The sequence below is a fragment of the Pandoraea horticolens genome, from assembly GCF_902459555.1.
GTDB lineage: Bacteria > Pseudomonadota > Gammaproteobacteria > Burkholderiales > Burkholderiaceae > Pandoraea > Pandoraea horticolens.
In genome coordinates this window covers 132,508-149,365 of sequence record NZ_CABPSM010000005.1, presented here as the reverse complement: position 1 = coordinate 149,365, position 16,858 = coordinate 132,508, and the positions used below count along the sequence as shown (strand labels likewise).

The 16,858-nt window shown below is 64.9% G+C and carries 14 protein-coding genes; 7 read left to right on the top strand and 7 right to left on the bottom strand.

Annotation, left to right across the window (positions count from 1 at the left end):
- Positions 1-11: 11 nt before the first annotated feature.
- The 5 genes from PHO31112_RS10730 to PHO31112_RS10710 form a co-directional block, all read right to left on the bottom strand.
- Positions 12-968 (bottom strand): ABC transporter permease, encoded by a 957-nt coding sequence (locus PHO31112_RS10730; protein ID WP_150620496.1) that lies wholly within the window; start codon positions 966-968, stop codon positions 12-14.
- A gap of 183 nt (positions 969-1,151) precedes the next feature.
- Positions 1,152-2,765, bottom strand: a complete 1,614-nt coding sequence (locus PHO31112_RS10725) for an ABC transporter substrate-binding protein (protein WP_150620495.1) — start codon at positions 2,763-2,765, stop codon at positions 1,152-1,154.
- Positions 2,766-2,838: 73 nt separating this feature from the next.
- Positions 2,839-4,116 carry an NAD(P)/FAD-dependent oxidoreductase gene (locus PHO31112_RS10720; protein WP_150620494.1) on the bottom strand — a complete coding sequence of 426 codons (1,278 nt, stop codon included), beginning with the start codon at positions 4,114-4,116 and terminating at the stop codon, positions 2,839-2,841.
- Between the two features lie 51 nt (positions 4,117-4,167).
- Positions 4,168-4,836, bottom strand: a complete 669-nt coding sequence (locus PHO31112_RS10715; protein WP_150620493.1) for a haloacid dehalogenase type II — start codon at positions 4,834-4,836, stop codon at positions 4,168-4,170.
- A 358-nt stretch (positions 4,837-5,194) separates the two neighbouring features.
- Entirely contained in the window at positions 5,195-6,673 is a 1,479-nt protein-coding gene (locus tag PHO31112_RS10710; protein WP_150620492.1) for an aldehyde dehydrogenase family protein, read from the bottom strand.
- A 331-nt stretch (positions 6,674-7,004) separates the two neighbouring features.
- Here PHO31112_RS10710 and PHO31112_RS10705 point away from each other — a divergent pair, with 331 nt between their 5' ends.
- The 4 genes from PHO31112_RS10705 (at position 7,005) to PHO31112_RS10690 (ending at position 11,004) form a co-directional block, all read left to right on the top strand.
- Positions 7,005-7,886 carry a GNAT family N-acetyltransferase gene (locus PHO31112_RS10705; RefSeq protein ID WP_246178023.1) on the top strand — a complete coding sequence of 294 codons (882 nt, stop codon included), beginning with the start codon at positions 7,005-7,007 and terminating at the stop codon, positions 7,884-7,886.
- 13 nt (positions 7,887-7,899) lie between these two features.
- A complete protein-coding gene (locus PHO31112_RS10700; RefSeq protein WP_150620491.1) occupies positions 7,900-8,826 on the top strand; it encodes a 2-hydroxyacid dehydrogenase in 927 nt (308 codons plus the stop codon).
- A 160-nt stretch (positions 8,827-8,986) separates the two neighbouring features.
- Positions 8,987-10,390: an aminotransferase class III-fold pyridoxal phosphate-dependent enzyme gene (locus PHO31112_RS10695; protein ID WP_150620490.1), complete on the top strand. Its 1,404-nt coding sequence runs from the start codon at positions 8,987-8,989 to the stop codon at positions 10,388-10,390.
- Positions 10,391-10,509: 119 nt separating this feature from the next.
- A complete protein-coding gene (locus PHO31112_RS10690) occupies positions 10,510-11,004 on the top strand; it encodes an Lrp/AsnC family transcriptional regulator (RefSeq protein ID WP_150620489.1) in 495 nt (164 codons plus the stop codon).
- Between the two features lie 32 nt (positions 11,005-11,036).
- Here PHO31112_RS10690 and PHO31112_RS10685 read toward each other — a convergent pair whose 3' ends face one another.
- The gene (locus PHO31112_RS10685) at positions 11,037-11,987 is read right to left on the bottom strand and encodes a LysR substrate-binding domain-containing protein (protein WP_281355091.1); all 951 of its coding nucleotides are present in this window, start codon (positions 11,985-11,987) and stop codon (positions 11,037-11,039) included.
- 128 nt (positions 11,988-12,115) lie between these two features.
- Between PHO31112_RS10685 and PHO31112_RS10680 the strand changes: the two genes are divergently transcribed.
- From PHO31112_RS10680 to PHO31112_RS10670, 3 genes are all read left to right on the top strand, one after another.
- Positions 12,116-13,213, top strand: coding sequence for a tartrate dehydrogenase (locus PHO31112_RS10680; protein ID WP_150620488.1), 1,098 nt, complete (start codon positions 12,116-12,118; stop codon positions 13,211-13,213).
- Between the two features lie 144 nt (positions 13,214-13,357).
- The gene (locus PHO31112_RS10675; protein WP_150620487.1) at positions 13,358-14,830 is read left to right on the top strand and encodes an NAD-dependent succinate-semialdehyde dehydrogenase; all 1,473 of its coding nucleotides are present in this window, start codon (positions 13,358-13,360) and stop codon (positions 14,828-14,830) included.
- 24 nt (positions 14,831-14,854) lie between these two features.
- Entirely contained in the window at positions 14,855-15,199 is a 345-nt protein-coding gene (locus tag PHO31112_RS10670) for a cupin domain-containing protein (RefSeq protein ID WP_150620486.1), read from the top strand.
- Between the two features lie 107 nt (positions 15,200-15,306).
- On the opposite strand, the gene PHO31112_RS10665 is transcribed toward PHO31112_RS10670, so the two are convergent.
- A complete protein-coding gene (locus PHO31112_RS10665) occupies positions 15,307-16,671 on the bottom strand; it encodes an LLM class flavin-dependent oxidoreductase (RefSeq protein WP_150620485.1) in 1,365 nt (454 codons plus the stop codon).
- Between the last annotated feature and the right edge of the window lie 187 nt (positions 16,672-16,858).

Here is a 16,858-nt window from a genome sequence, read left to right as displayed (position 1 = left end):
GTGTCGGATGTTCATCGTTGACGGAGCCTCGGGTTGGAGACGACGGCGCACAGATCGGCGATCAGCACGAGCGCGAGGTAGGCGGTGCAAAACACCATCACGCAGCCTTGCACCAGCGGCAAATCGCGGTTGGTGACGGCGTCGACGAGCAGGCTCGCGAGGCCCGGATAGTTGAAGATCGACTCGACGATGACCACGCCGCCGAACAGGTACGACAGGCTCAGCGCCACGGCATTGGCGATTGGCCCGACGGCGTTCGGCAGCACATGGCGCCAGACGACGCGGATCGGCGATGCGCCCTTGAGCACGGCCATTTCCACATACGACGAACTCAGTTGGTCGATCACGGCCGCGCGCGTCATGCGGGCCATCTGCGCGACGATCACGCAGCACAGCGTCATCACCGGCATCGCGTAAATACGCAGCAGATCGTCGAACGAGTTGACCGACGACAGGTACGACAGCGCCGGCAGCCAGCGCAGCTTCACGGCGAAGATCAGCACCGCGACGGTGGCCACGAGGAATTCGGGCACGGCCACCACCGCCAGCGTCAGCACGTTGAGCGCGCGGTCGAGCAGCGAGCCGCGCCACATGGCGGCGGCCACACCGATACCGAGCGCGAGCGGCACCGACACCAGTGTGGTGAGGCCGGCGAGCACGAGCGAGTTTGGCAGGCGCGTGGCGATGAGTTGCGCGACCGGCAGGTTGTTCGACATCGAATCGCCGAAATTGCCGGCGAACATGTGGGCCAGCCACTGGAAGTAGCGCGTGATGGCCGGTTGGTCAAGACCGAGTTGATGACGCAACGCAGTGACCGCTTCGGGAGTGGCGGCCTGGCCGAGCGCCATCTGAGCGGCGTCGCCGGGCAGCAGGGCCGTGATCGTGAACACGATCGCCGACACGATGAGCAGTGTCAGCAGGGCCAGGCCGAAGCGTGCTGCGACAAGTCGTTGCACCTGGGCTTTCATCGGAAACGTCTCCGGTAGATACGACACCGCGCGTGGGGGAACGTCGGTGCCCGACCGGTGCGCGCCGAATGGGGCCGCGCACCGCGCACTTCCTACTGCAACTTCACCTGCATCGGCCGCGCACCAGCGCGAGCCCAGCAGATCATCAGCGGCCGGCACCCGACGGCGCGGCCGCTGCCGGTATCACGCGTCGAGCCAGACGTGCTCGGCGAACGCGAAGCCCATCAACCCGGCCAGCGGGATCGAGCCCAGACCCTTGAGCTTGGTGGTGTGCCCGTCGAGCGACGACAGGAACATCGGGATGCCGATGCCGCCGTTCTGATGGATAAGCGTCTGAATGTCACCGTACAGCGCCTTGCGCTTGGCGTCGTCCGGCTCGCCGCGTGCGGCCACCAGCAATTGATCGAACTTCGGGTTCTTCCAGTTGGCTTCGTTCCACGGCGCGTCGGAGCGGAAGAACTGCGTGAGCAGCACGTCGGCGCTGGGACGAGCGTTGACCGAGCCAAACGTGAGCGGGTGCTTCATCCAGTGGTTGGCCCAGTAACCGTCGGCCGGCACGCGGGAGATCTGAAGATTCACGCCGGCCTTCGGCGCGACCTGTTGCAGCAGCATGGCCATCTCGACCGAGCCTTCGGCGGCGGGGGTGGCGTACACCTGAAGCGGCGTGCTCGCGAGGCCTGCCTTCTTGAAGTGGAACGCGGCTTTCTCCGGATCGAACGGACGTTGCGGCAAGCCGGGCATGTAGTAACGGTTGCTCGGGTCGATCGGCTGATCGTTACCGATGGCGCCGAAGCCGCGGAACACCGTCTTGCGAATCTGTTCGCGGTCGAGCAGATGCATCATGCCGAGACGGAAGTCGGCATTGCCCGTGATGCCACCTTCGTCGCGCATGATCAGGTCGGTGTACTGACCGGTCTTGGTTTCCAGCACCGTGAAGCCCGGGGTGTTTTTGATGCGTTCGGTCGAGCGCGCGCTTACGGCGTTGACGAGCTGCACGTCGCCGGACAGCAGTGCATTCACACGCGCGGATTCCTCGCCGATGCCGATCAGTTCGATTTCGTCGAGATGCGGCAGGCCCGGCTTCCAGTACTTCTCGTTGCGCACGCCCACCGTGCGCACCCCTGGCGAGAACTCCTTGACCTTGAACGGGCCGGTGCCCACGGCGCTCTTGAAGTCTTTGGTGCCGTCCTGAATGATGAGGAAATGCGACGTGGCGAGAATCACCGGCAGGTCGGCGTTCGGGCCTTCCAGCGTAATGGTGACTTCGTTCGGGCCGGTGGCTTTCACGTCCTTGATCTGATCGGCCAGGGTCTTCGCCTTCGAGGCCGTGGCAGGATCCTTGTGCCGCAGAATCGAGTAAGCGACGTCGTTCGGCGTGAGGGTCTTGCCGTCGTGGAACTGCACGCCGCTGCGCAGCTTGATGACCCAGACCTTGGCGTCCTTGGTGTCGATCGATTCGGCCAATGCGAGCTTGGCGCCGAGTTTCGAGTCGAGTTCGGTCAGGCCGTTGTAGAACATGTTGGCGCGCACATAGTCGGTGGCCAGTGCGCCCTTGGCGGGGTCGAGCGTATCGGCCGCCGACGCCGATTGCGTCGCCACGCGAATCTTGCCGCCGCGCTTGGGCGTCTGGGCGAAAGCCTGGCCGCTGGCCGTCAGCAATCCCGTGCCCGCCATTGTCAGCAGACCGCCGGCAGCCATCGCGCGGAGCAGATCGCGGCGTTGGGTGCCTCGCTGGCTCAGGCTCTCATCCGGTGTACAGAGCGCGTCGACACCGTTGACCGATTTTTCTGATTTCATTGCACATCTCCACGTAGGGGTTGCCGAAGGATCGGGTTTGCCAGTTTTTCGCGACGCCGCAGCGCCGGTTGAATCAATAGAAAACATCCTTGATGCGGAAATACGCGCCGACCAGCGGCAGGAACCACGGCTTGCCCGTGTGTCCCGGAATCGCCGGCCAGTCGAAGTCGCGCCACGGATTGGCTGCGGTGTCGCCGTTCATCACATCGGCCATGATCTGGCCCATATGCGTCGCCATCTGTGTGCCGTGCCCGCTGTAGCCCATCGAGAAGTAGATGCCGTCGTGCTGGCCTGCGCGCGGTAGCCGGTCGGCGGTGATGTCGACCAGGCCGCCCCAGCAGTAGTCGATGCGGGCCTGGGCGAGCGAGGGAAACAGTTGAACGAGGTTGGCACGCAGGATGCGACCGCTGCGCGCATCCGACGGCTGTTCGGACGCCGTGAAGCGAGCCCGCCCGCCGAGTACCAGCCGGTGATCGGGCGTGGTCCGAAAATAGTTGTGCATCAGGCGGCTGGTAACGTAAGCGCGACGCTTGGGCAGCAGCCGGTCGAGCGTGTCGCTGCCGAGCGGTTCGGTCACGATGATGAACGAGCCGACCGGTGCCATGCGGCGCCGGTACCAGCCAAACGGTCCGTGGCGCGACGGGCCGGTGGCCACCAGCACCTGAGAGGCGATCACGTCGCCGCGCTCGGAGACGACGCGGTACGTGCCGTCGCCCTGCTTGACGATCTGCGAGACCGGCGCATGTTCGTGAATGTGTGCGCCCCGACGCACGGCTGCGTTGGCGAGCCCGACCGCGAACTTGCCCATATGCATCTGGCCGCCGTGACGTTGCAGCAGGCCGCCGTAGAACGCATCCGAGCCGATTTCGTCACCGATGTCGGCGCGGCCGATGAGCTGCACGTCGGGATCGACGTCGCGCGCGATCAGTGCCGCAGTAGCTTCCAGGTGCGCCAGATGATGCGGTTTGGCGGCCAGCTTGAGCTTGCCGCGGCGGCTGTAGTCGCAATCGATCTGTTCCTCGCGAATGACGCGCTCAACCGTGTCGACGGCCGAGGCGTACGCGCGATAGCAGTCCCGGGCGCGCGCGGCACCGAGCTGAGCGCTCAGTGCCGCGTAGTCTTGCGCCACGCCCGTGTTGCAATGCCCGCCGTTGCGTCCCGAGGCCCCACCGCCGATCGGACCGGCATCGAGCACCGTCACCGACGCGCCGCGCTTGCCGAGCGCCAGCGCGGCCGACAGGCCCGTGAAGCCCGCGCCGATCACGGCGACATCGGTCCGCCCCTCGACAGGACCTTCCTGGGCGCCGAGGAAGCGTGGTGCGGTATCGAGCCAGTACGATTCGAGTTTCATTGGCGTGGTGAGAGTCTGGGGACGAGACAAACGGGGGGAGCGAGCGGCGGCTTACAAGCCGAGCTGCACGGCCAGGTCGACGATGTCCTTGACCGGCGTGTATTCATAGAACGGCGCTTCCGGCTCGTGGCCGCGCAGCACCATCGCCTTGTGCTTGATGCCCAGGTCGTGTGCGGTCATCAGGTCGTAGCGCGGGCTCGAGGACACATGCAGGATTTCGTGCGGCTGCACATTGAGCTTCTTGAACATGTATTCGAAGCCCTGCATGCGGGGCTTGTAGGCACCCACTTCTTCCGCGGTGATCACGGCGTGAAACGGCGCACCGAGCTTCTCGATGTTGCTCATGATCTGCTCGTTGGCGGCGTTGGTCAGGCCGACCAGCTTGTACTTCTTGGCAAGGCGCGACAGACCTTCTGGCACGTCCGGGTGCGGACCCCAGGTCGGCACGGCCAGGTAGAACCGCCCGGCTTCCTCGACCTTGAAGGTCACGCCGGTGCGCTCGCAGGTGCGGCGCACCGAGTCGACCACCACGTCGCGATAGGGCTTCCAGGCACCGAGCACTTCGTCGCGGCGATAGGCGGCAAACAGCTTCACGAAGTTATCCATCGCCTCGCCTTGCAGGCGGTCGCCGTAAATTTCGCGGGCCAGGTCGGCCATGCGGAATTTAACCAGTGTGCCGTAGCAATCGAAGGTGATGAATTTCGGCTCGAAGTCGATCATGATCTCTGTCCTCAATGAAGGGCGAACCCTTGGGGGTTCCCGGGCGAAAGAAAGGGGGCTGCGTCGAAGTCGCCCGTGTCGGGATGCGCGGTTTGCGACATCCATGTGAAAAATTAAACCAAATCAAAATTTTGGCTTCGCGTTGAAATGCCCGGTGCAAACATAGAATTCCATGCGTTTTAGGGGGCATGAACAGCACGATATGCTTCGCGCTTTTTTAGCTCGGTAGTAACCCGGATGCCTGATTGCCGGGAAGCGTCGTGCGCTGTTTCATCGTTTGTCCGGCTGCGGCGCGCGGGCGCGTCAATAGCGAACGGCGAACGTTCGCGCACCCGCTGCGCCGCGTCTGCTCATTCGCTCAGCCGTTCAGATCGATCAGCACGGCCTTGCTGCGCAGGTTGGCTTCGAAGGCCTGACGGCCGAGGTCCTTGCCGAGCCCCGAGCGCTTGAAACCACCGGTGGGCAGCACGAAGTCCGACGAGCGGCCGTAGCGGTTGACCCAGACATTGCCCGCATCGATGCCGCGCACCATGCGCATGGCGCGGCCAAGGTTGGCCGTGTGCACACCTGCGGCCAGGCCGTAGTCCTCATGCTGTGCCAGTTGCAGCGCTTCTTCTTCGGTCGTGAAGGTCTGCACTGTCAGCACCGGCCCGAAGACTTCCTCACGCACGATCTCGGCGTGCGCGTCGACGCTGCGCAGGATGGTGGGGGCATACCAGGCGCCACCGGCGCCGCCGTCGATCGGCTTGCCGCCACATACCACGTCGGCGCCGGCACTGCGCGCCCGGTCGACGAGTCCGCCGATACGTTGCGCCTGCGCTGCGCTGATGATGGGAGAGAGCGTCGTGCCGGCCGCCCACGTTGCCCCCGGGCGCAACGCACCGAAGATGGGGGCAAGGCGCTCGATCAACGCGTCGGCGATGCCTGCCTCGACGAGCAGCCGCGAGCCGGCGTTGCAGACTTGTCCGGCATTGCCTGTGATGCCCATGGCGATGCGTCGTGCGACGGCGTCGAGATCGGGCACGTCGGCGAACACGACCTGCGGACTCTTGCCGCCAAGCTCCAGCGTCACCGGCTTGGTGCCGGTTTGTGCGCAGGCTGTCATGATGGCCGCCCCTGTGCGGGTCGAACCGGTGAACGTGACCTTGCCCACGCAGGGATGACGCACCAAGGCATCGCCGGTCACGCGTCCGTCGCCTTGTACCACGTTGAAGATGCCGGCGGGCACACCCGCCTGGATCGCGAGTTCGGCGAGTCGAAGCACGGAAAAGGGTGTCATTTCGGATGGCTTGATGACGATAGCGTTGCCGGCGGCGAGCGCGGGCGCCGCCTTCCAGATCGCCATTACCAGCGGAAAATTCCATGGCGCGATCGCCCCCACCACGCCGATCGGTTCGGTGATGGTCATGCCGAGCAGCGACGGGTCTGTCGCCGCCACTTCGCCGCCATGTTTGTCGGCATGCTCGGCGTAGAAACGCAGGCATTCGGCGGTGTATGGCACATCCCAGGCCGCGGCGTCGCGCACCGGGCGGGTCGAGCCGATGGCTTCGAGCGGCGCGAGCGTGGCGACATCGCCTTCGACCAGATCGGCCAGGCGGCGCAGCACGCGGGCACGCTCGCGCGGCGCGCAGGTGGCCCAAGCACTGTGACGGAAGGCGTGCCACGCGCGACTGGCCGCATGATCGACCATGCCGGCGTCGGCCATTGCCAGCGCGGCGTAGGGGCGCCCGCTGGACGGGCAGAATACGTCGGCATAAGTGTTACCGGCGTCGACGAGACTGCCGTCGATGAAATGTCCGCTGCGGATGCTGACCTGGGCGGGATCGAAACTGTCCATGCTGATTCTCCGGGGCCGCCTCGGCGCACGGTCCGGGCCGACAGGCGATCTGGTTGGGAACGGGCGCGATGTGGGGTAGGGCCGTGCGGTGCTGCCCTGTGTCATGGTAGTCAGAGGCGCGTGGCAGATTGCGCCGAAACAAATGCGCAGACCGCATGAGGCAATGGTTTTCGGTGCATGCGCGACACGTTTTGTCGCGTTTTTTTCGCCGCGCGGGATTGTGGCGCCGAATAACAGGATCGTCCTATGCAATGATCGGGCGGGTCGCCATAGTGAAGGCGTCGTGAGCCATGCTCACCCTGTATCCGGCAATGCTCCAAGGAGGCTCGGCGTGTCCGAATTCCCAGCATCATCCCGGCTCGTCTACCGGCCCTTCACGGCGGCCGATGTGTCGGCCGGCCATCGACTTTCCAGCGCCGCGCGCTGGCCTCACAAACCCGACGACTGGCGCTTTCTGTTACGTCAGGGGCAGGGTTTCGTCGCGCTCGACGGCGACGAGGTCGTCGGCACCGCACTGTACTGGCAATACGGCGAGTCAGGCGGCTCGCTCGGCATGGTCATCGTCTCGCCAGACCGGCAGGGCCGGGGCATCGGCCGCGAACTGATGGAGCGCATGCTCGACGCGCTCGGCTCGCGCACGACCGTGCTGCACGCCACGCTGGCCGGTCAGCCGCTCTATGAAAAACTTGGCTTCACCGCCATCGGCAAGATCGATCAGCACCAGGGCACCGCACGTCGCCCGCCGTTGATGGAACTGCCGCCCGGCGAGCGGCTGCGCCCGCTCGGCGCCAACGACCCGGAGCGCCTGATCGTGCTCGCCAGCCGTGCCAGCGATCTCGATCGCCGTCGCATTCTGCCGGCGTTGCTCGATATCGCCGATGGCATCGCGCTGGAGCACGACGGCGAACTGCTCGGCTTCTCGCTGTTCCGCCGTTTCGGCCGCGGCTTCGTGATCGGCCCGGTGGTGGTGAGCCGCAAGGGTGGCGACGCACTGGCGCAGCAGCGCGCCGAGGTGATGATCGCGCACTGGCTGACGCTGCACGAAGGCCGCTTCGTGCGGATCGATACACCGGCAGACAGCGGGCTGACCGACTGGCTTGCATCGCTTGGGCTGGAGCGTGTCGATACCGTCGTGAAGATGGCCCGCAACGGTGTGCCACGCAGCGACGACGAATTCCGTCAGTTCGCCATCATCAATCAGGCCATCGGCTGACAGGGGGCGGGCAATGTCGTTTCTGTACAAGGCCGATCCGGCGCGCGGCGCCGTCTGGGCGCGTCTGTTCGCCGAGCGCGCCCCCGAGGCGGGCTTTCGCATGTGGCCCGACGTGGGCGATGCCCGCGATGTGAGGTACCTCGCCGCCTGGAAGCCACCCGAAGACTTGCATTCGCTGCTGCCTAACGTCGAAGTGGTGTTCTCGACCGGGGCCGGCATCGATCAGTTCGACCTGTCGCTGATACCGGCGCACGTGCCGGTGGTGCGCATGGTCGAGCCCGGCATCATCGAGGGCATGGTGGAGTACGTCACGCAGGCCGTGCTGACATTGCATCGCGACATCTCCGCGTATGCCCGCCAGCAGGCGGCACGCGAGTGGACGGAATTGACGGTGGTGCCAGCCGGCGAGCGCCGTATCGGTGTACTCGGCCTGGGCATGCTCGGGCAGGCCGTGTTGGCGGAACTGCGTCGCTTCGGCTTCGATTGCGCCGGCTGGAGCCGTACGCCGCGCGACGTCGAGGGCGTGAATTGCTATGCCGGTTACGCGTCGCTGAACGCTTTTCTTGCGCGCACCGACTACCTCATCTGCCTGCTGCCGCTCACCGCAACGACGCGTGGCATTCTGGACAAACGCCTGCTCTCGGGGCTGCCGCGCGGGGCATCGCTGATTAATGCCGGTCGTGGCGGCCATCTCAATCAATACGATCTGCTGGCGTTGCTCGACAGCGGTCATCTGGCAAATGCCATTCTCGATGTGACCGATCCGGAGCCGCTGCCGGCGTCGCATCCGCTGTGGGCTCACCCGAACGTGCGCATCACGCCGCATATCGCCAGCGCCACGCGTCCGGAGACGGCCGTGGAAGTCGTGCTCGACAACCTGCGCCGGCATCGCGACGGGCTGCCGATGATCGGTCAGATCGATCGCAGCCAGGGCTACTGACACCTAGGCGGACCGCGCACAGCAGAAAATGCTGCGCGCGCCGAAAATACGCGGCGCACGTTCTCTTTTTGGCATTATTTGGCGGCGCGTACGTGCCGGCGACTCTCTAGTATGGAAGGCGTGTTCACCCCCCCTTCCATCGACAAGCCGAGAGAATCCAATGTCCAAGCAAGCGCTTCTCGATGCCGACCGCCGGCATCTGATCCATCCCGTCGTCAGCTATCGCGCCCACGAACAGCGCGGTGCGACGTTGCTCGAATCCGGTCACGGCGCCTACCTGCGCGACGTCGACGGCAACGAACTGCTCGATGCTTTCGCGGGGCTGTGGTGTGTGAACGTCGGCTATGGACAGCAGAGCGTCGTTGCGGCGGCGGCCGAACAGATGACGAAGTTGCCGTATGCCACCGGCTATTTCCATTTCGGCAGCGCACCGGCCGCACAACTGGCCGAGAAGCTGGTGTCGATCGCACCGGGCTCGTTGCAGCACGTCTACTTCTCGCTCGGTGGTTCGGACGCGATCGACGCTGCGCTGCGCTTCATCACGCATTACTACAACGTCACCGGCCGTGCGCAGAAGAAGCAGTTCATCTCGCTGGAGCGTGGTTATCACGGCTCCTCGTCGGTGGGCGCGGGGCTCACGGCACTGGCGTCGTTCCACCGCGGCTTCGACGTGCCGCTGCCGACGCAGCACTATCTGCCGTCGCCGTACGCCTATCGCGATCCGCTGGGGCGTGACGGTCAGGCGCTGATCGATGCCAGCGTGGCGGCGCTCGAAGCGAAGGTGGCGACGCTCGGCGGCAGCGATCACGTCGCGGCGTTCTTCTGCGAGCCGGTCCAGGGCTCGGGCGGCGTGATCGTGCCGCCGAAGGGTTGGCTGCGGGCCATGCGCGACGCGTGCAAACGCCTCGATATCCTGTTCGTGGCCGACGAGGTCATCACGGGCTTCGGCCGCACTGGCCCGATGTTCGCGTGCGAGGCCGAACAGGTCGAGCCGGACATGATGACCGTGGCCAAAGGCCTGACCTCAGGCTATGCGCCGATGGGGGCCGTGCTCATGAGCGACGCGATTTATCAGGCCATCGCCGATGGCGAGCACGGCGCCGTTGTCGGGCATGGGCAGACGTACTCGGCGCATCCGGTGAGCGCAGCCGTGGCGCTCGAAGTCATCCGACTGTACGAAGGCGGTCTGCTGGCCAACGCTCAGGCAGTGGCGCCGGTGTTCGGTGCGGGGCTCGACTCGCTGCTCGATCACCCCCTGGTCGGCGACTCGCGCTATCTCGGTCTGCTCGGTGCTGTCGAACTCGTGGCCGGTAAGGCGACCAAGGCGCGCTTCGATCCGGCGGTGAAACTGTCGGACAAGATTGCTTCGGCGGCGTATCGGCACGGCGTGATTTTCCGCGCGTTCGCCGACAATATTCTGGGCTTCGCACCGGCGTTGTGTTTCACCGCGCAGGACGTCTCGCTGATGATCGATCGCGTGCGCGCCACGCTCGACGAAGTGCTGCAGGACGACGCCGTGAAGGCAGCGGTGAGCGCAGCGCAGGGGGCCCGGAAAGCCGCATGAGCAGGGGCTCGGCGGCATGATGGGCGGCCTCGTGCGGGGGCTTGTGGCGCGCTAGCGCTGTGTTAAGATCTTTGACGATCTACGATTGACCAAGCCCCTGCGGGCGCGAAGACACGACGATGGGCACGGACTGCAAACTTGACCGTATCGACTTGCGCATTCTCTCGCAGTTGCAAAAGCGAGGCCGCATTACCAACCTGGAACTGGCCGACGCCGTCGGTCTCTCGCCGAGCCCGTGCCTGATCCGCGTCAAGCGCCTTGAAAAAGCCGGTTACATCGCCGGCTACGGTGCGCAGATTCAGCTTGAAAAGCTCGGCGACGTTCAGTTGGTCTTCACCGAAGTGACCCTGGCGGACCATCGCCGCGAGGACTTCATCCGCTTCGTCGACGCCATTCGCGATGTCGACGAAATCGTCGAGTGCCATCTCGCCAGCGGCGGTTACGACTACCTGCTCAAGTTCGTCACGCGCAGCGTCAGCCACTATCAAAGCATCGTCGAAGGGCTGCTGGAGCGCGACATCGGTATCGAGAAGTACTTCAGCTACGTCATCATCAAGTCGCCGTTCGTCAAGACGCAGTATCCGCTCGAATCCCTGTTCGCTCCGCGAGGCTGAGCACGTCGGGTGGCAGCGCGCTCACCCACATGTCAGAGTGTCGACGCGGGCGCGCCCATGCCGCCTTCCCAATGACTGAACTCCTCGGCAAGAAAGTTCACGCACGCGCGGACTTTCGCCGACCCGGCGAGTCGCGTCGGATAGACCGCCCACACGTTAGCAGGCTGCGTTACGTCGGGCAGCACCTGCACCAGCGTGCCGTCGTCGAGCAGTGGCTGCACCTGCCAGATCGAACGTAGCAGAATGCCCTGCCCATCAAGCGCCCATTGCACGGCCACTTCGCCGTGATTGGTCGACAGCGGGCCCGTGACCTTGAGCGACACTGTCTCGCCGCGATGCGACAAGCGCCACACGCCGAACGGGTGATCGCGCTCCTTGATGACGATGCAGGCGTGCCCGGCCAGATCGTCGATCTGTCGCGGCGTGCCGTGCCTGGCGAGATAGGCGGGCGATGCACACAGCACACGGTGATTGGCCGCCAGTCGCTTGGCGATCAGATGCGGTGCGATGTCATCGCCGATGCGCACGTCGAGGTCGTATCCCTCCGTTGCGACGTCCACGATGCGATCGAACAGATCGAGCCGCACGTTCAGTTGCGGATGCAGCTCGCGCAGGCGCGACATGGCAGGCGCCACCATGTGCCGCCCGAAGCCGAAACTGCTCGACACACGCAACATGCCACGCGGCATCTGGCGGGTGGTCGAGACGTCTTCGATCAGATGATGCACGTCGTCGAGGATTTTCTCGGCCCAGGCATAGACACGTTCGCCGGCATCGGTGATGGTCACGCGGCGCGTGGAGCGGTGCAGCAGCTTGGTGCCCAGCGACGCTTCGAGTATGCCGATGCGCTTGCTCACGTAGGCTGGCGACGCATTCAACGTGTCGGCGGCGGCAGAGAAGCTGGCCTTGCGCGCCACAAGGCAAAACACGCGCAGGTCGTCGAGATTCGGCGAGGCGGGCAGGATGGGAGAGGTCAGCGCCATGCGTAATTCACATTTCGTGGATAGTTGCTCAACGGTTAGGTGGATTCTATTCGGTTTTTGGTGAAATAAACTTCGCGCATACCCGATGCTCTGCCCATCGATCGTTTTGGACATTTCAGGAGACAATCATGACCGCCACTGTTTCGCGCCCGTTCCGTATCGCCGTCATTCCGGGCGATGGCATCGGCAAGGAAGTGATGCCCGAAGGCCTGCGCGTGCTTGACGCCGTCAGCCGCCGCTTTGGCATCCCGCTCGAGTACCAGCACATCGAATGGGCGAGCTGCGACTACTACGCGCTGCACGGCCAGATGATGCCGGATGACTGGAAGCAGCAACTCGAAGGCGTCGACGCGATCCTGTTCGGCGCGGTGGGCTGGCCCGACACGGTGCCCGATCATATCTCGCTGTGGGGCTCGCTGCTCAAGTTCCGTCGCGAATTCGACCAGTACATCAACCTGCGCCCGGCGCGCTTGTTCGACGGCGTGCCATCACCACTCGCCAACCGCAAAGTGGGCGACATCGACTTCATGATCGTGCGCGAGAACACCGAAGGCGAGTACTCGTCGATCGGCGGGGTGATGTTCGAGGGCACCGACCGCGAGTTTGTCGTGCAGGAATCCGTGTTCACGCGCCGTGGCACCGAGCGCGTGATGAAGTTCGCTTTCGAACTGGCGCAGCAACGCGCGGCCAAGAAGATCACCGTGGCGACCAAGAGCAACGGCATCTCGATCTCGATGCCGTGGTGGGATCAGCGCGCCGCCGAGACGGCTGCCAAGTATCCGGACGTGAAGTGGGACAAGCAGCACATCGACATCCTGTGTGCACGCTTCGTGCTGAATCCGGACCGCTTCGATGTGGTGGTGGCGAGCAACCTGTTCGGCGACATTCTGTCGGACCTGGGCCCTGCCTGCACGGGCACGATCGGCATCGCCCCGTCGGGCAACCTCAACCCGGAAGGCAACTTCCCGTCGCTGTTCGAGCCGGTGCACGGCTCGGCGCCGGACATCGCCGGCAAGAATATCGCCAACCCGATCGGCATGATCTGGACCGCAGCGATGATGCTCGACTTCCTGGGCAAGGGGCAGGGGCGCGCGCGCGAGGCGCACGACGCGATCGTCGCGGCGATCGGCGCCGTCATCAAAGACGGCCCGCGCACGGGCGACATGGGCGGCACCGCTAGCACGACCGAAGTCGGCGCGGCGATTGCTGCCGTGCTGAGCGCCTGACGCGCACCGATATTTCCCAGGCCCCTCTAGTCCCTGCCTTGTTCGCCAGGCGAGTCATCGGCCCCTTTTGCAACGATGACCTTGATACCGATACCGCTGTGCGTTTCGTGCGGCGGTATCGTTGAAGCAACCGGAGAATGCAATATGACGCTGGAACTCACGCGCACCGAACTGCTGCGCACGCAACAGATGGTGGATGGCGAATGGCAGGATGCCGTCACCGGGCGACGCTTCGTCGTCACCAATCCCGCCACGGGGCAGGCCATCGCGCAAGTGGCCGACGCCGCGCCGGCCGATGCCCGCGCTGCGGTCGACGCTGCCGAGCGTGCATTGCCGGCATGGCGCGCCACGTTGCCGGCCGAGCGTGCCGCGTTCTTGCGTCGCTGGCATGCCGCCATCCTCGCGCATCGCGAGGATCTTGCGCGGCTGATTTCGATGGAGCAGGGCAAGCCGCTCGCCGAGGCACGTGGCGAGGTCAATTACGGCGCGTCGTATGTGGCGTGGTTCGCCGACGAGGCGACGCGCGTGTACGGCGACATCATCCCGACGCAGGCGCGCGGCAAGCGCATGACGGCAGTCAAGGAGCCGATCGGGATCGTGGCGGCGGTGACGCCGTGGAACTTCCCGTTGGCGATGATCGCGCGCAAGATCGCACCGGCGCTGGCTGTCGGTTGCACGGTCGTGGCCAAACCCGCCGAAGACACACCGTTGACGGCGCTTGCGCTGGCGTACCTGGCAGAAGATGCCGGTCTGCCAGCCGGGGTGCTCAACATGATTGCCGCGTCGCGAGAGCAGGGCGTGAGTGCTGTCGCCGAATGGCTGGCCGACGCACGTGTGCGCAAGATCACGTTCACCGGCTCGACGCCGGTCGGCAAGCATCTCGCGCGAGAGTCTGCCGGCACGCTCAAGAAACTGTCGTTGGAGCTTGGTGGCAACGCCCCGTTCATCGTGTTCGACGATGCGGATCTGCCAGCCGCCGTGGCGGGCCTGATGGCGGCCAAGTTCCGCAATGGCGGACAGACGTGCGTGTGTCCGAATCGCATCTACGTGCAGGCCGGCGTGTACGAGCGTTTCGCGGGCATGCTGACCGAAGCCGTTGCGGCACTCAAGGTGGCGCCCGCGACCGACGATCAGGCGCAGATCGGCCCGATGATCAACGCACGGGCGGTCGAGAAGATCGCCCGTCACGTCGACGATGCCGTTGCAAGGGGGGCCCACGTGACGACGGGGGGCAAGCGGCTCGACGTGCTGGGTCCCAACTACTACGCGCCTACGGTGCTCATCAACGCCGATGAAAGCATGGCGCTGACATGCGAAGAGACGTTCGGTCCCGTCGCACCGCTGTTCCGCTTCGAGACGGAAGACGAAGTTCTCCAGCGGGCCAACGACACGCCGTTCGGGCTCGCCGCGTATTTCTACAGTGAGAACCTGCGTCGCATCGAACGGGTGGCCAGTGCGCTCGAGGCCGGCATCGTCGGCATCAACGAAGGCGCGCTCGCCAGCGAAGCTGCGCCGTTCGGCGGCGTCAAGGAGTCGGGCTACGGGCGCGAGGGGTCGAAGTACGGCCTCGACGATTATCTCGCCATCAAGTATCTGTGCCAGGGCAATCTCGCCTGACGGCACGCGCGACGGGAGTCATTCATGAAAGTGCAGCAGATCAGGCAGAGCGCTCAGTTGCGGGGCCTGGAGGATTGGGGCACCGCGGGCCTGCCGGGAACCACGCCGGCGCAGGTCAGCGGCGTGCAGAAGGTGATTCCGGGCAGCGAGGCGATCGATACCGGTGTGTTCGAATGCACACCGGGCACCTATCGACGCGTGGTCAAGCAGGCGGAGGTGATGCACTTTCTGGCGGGGCGCGCGACGTTTACGCCCGATGGCGAAGCGCCGCTGGAGATCGCACCGGGCGACACGCTGTTCTTCGAAGCCAATACCGAAGGTCTCTGGCAGATCGACGAGACCATTCGCAAGGTGTACGTGATTTTTTGAGTCCGTATGCGGGCATACGCCGCGCCGGTGACGCCCATCACCGGCGCAGTGCCGCTTTGGCTCATTCAGCACTCGCCATCTGCGCCAACCTCGATGCATTTCCTCACTTATGCGACCGGCGCCACGGCGGTTGCAGCATCACTGAAGTGTTGATTCGGCACCGCCGGCACGCCCAGATTCTCGCGGAACGTGTGGCCCTCGTAACGCGTGCGGAACAACCCGCGCCGCTGTAATTCCGGCACGACCAGATCGACGAAATCCTCGATGCCGCTCGGCGCGCTCGGGAACATGATGTTGAAGCCGTCGGCTGCGCCCGTCTCGAACCAGTGCTGAAAGTCGTCGGCGATCGATTCCGGTGTGCCGACCAGCACGCGATGGCCCCCCCCGGTGAAGCGCGTATAGAGCTGACGCACCGTCGGCTGTTCACGCCGAATCCAGTCCACCAGCAGCTTCTGACGGCTCTTGTGCGAGTTCGTCTCCGGCACCTGTTCGGGGAGCGGCACCTTCGCGTCGAGCGGCAGGCTGCCGAGGTCGATGCCCAGACTCGCATAGTTCGTGAGCGAGTGCAGTACGACGGCGGGATCGCGATGCGCCAGCAAGGCGTCGTAGGTGTCCTGCGCTTCGGCTTGCGTGCGGCCGACAATGGGTGACACGCCTGGCAGAATGAAGATGTGCTCCGGGCGACGGCCATACTTCAGCGCCCGTGTTTTCACATCGGTATAGAACGCGCGTGCGTCTTCGATGTCCTGCGCAGCGGTGTAGAGCAATTCCCCCGCCCGCGCGGCCAGCTCGCGCCCGGCTTCGCTCGAACCGGCCTGCGCGATCACCGGCCATCCCTGTACCGGGCGCGGTGCGCTGAGTGGACCGCGCACGCGGAAGTGCTTGCCCCGATGATCGAGTTTGCGAATACGCGCCGGATCGGCCCATTGGCCCGTGGCTTTGCTGCGCGGGAAGGCGTCGTCGGCGTGGCTGTCCCAGAGACCGGTCACTACGTCGTAGAACTCGTTGGCGCGCTCGTATCGCACCGCGTGATCGACGTGATCGTCGCGATTGAAGTTCTCGCCCCCGCCCGTGGACGTCACCATATTCCAGCCTGCGCGGCCGCCCGAGAGATGGTCGAGCGAGGCGAATGCGCGCGCCACGTTGTAGGGCTCGCTGTACGTGGTGCTTACCGATGCCACCAGACCGATGTGCTTCGTTGCCCCGGCCAGACCGGCGAGCAGCACGACCGGATCCCAGCGCGGTGCACCGGGGCTATGGGCGAGCGACACCGGGTCGGTCGACATGAAGAGGTTGTCGAAGAAGAACAGGGCGTCGAAGCAACCGCGCTCCAACGTTTGTGCGTAATGACGATAGCGCGCGAATTGCGAATAGGCGTCGGTGTCGGTGTCGGGATGGCGCCAGCTATCGCCTTGCACGCCGGACCCCGACATGTAGGCGCCCAGCCGGAGCTTGCGGGCAGGTTGGCTCATGACGTGACTCTCATTTCGATTTCGATAGACGATCACGATACGAGAGCGCGGCGTGCCGAGACAAACAACGAAATCCGATAAGCAAACCCGAATAAGCAAACCGGCGCGGCGCGCGCTATGGATCGCATCAATCGATGGTTGGGGACGCGGGCGGGCTTGCCTAGACTGACACGTCCGATTACTTCCG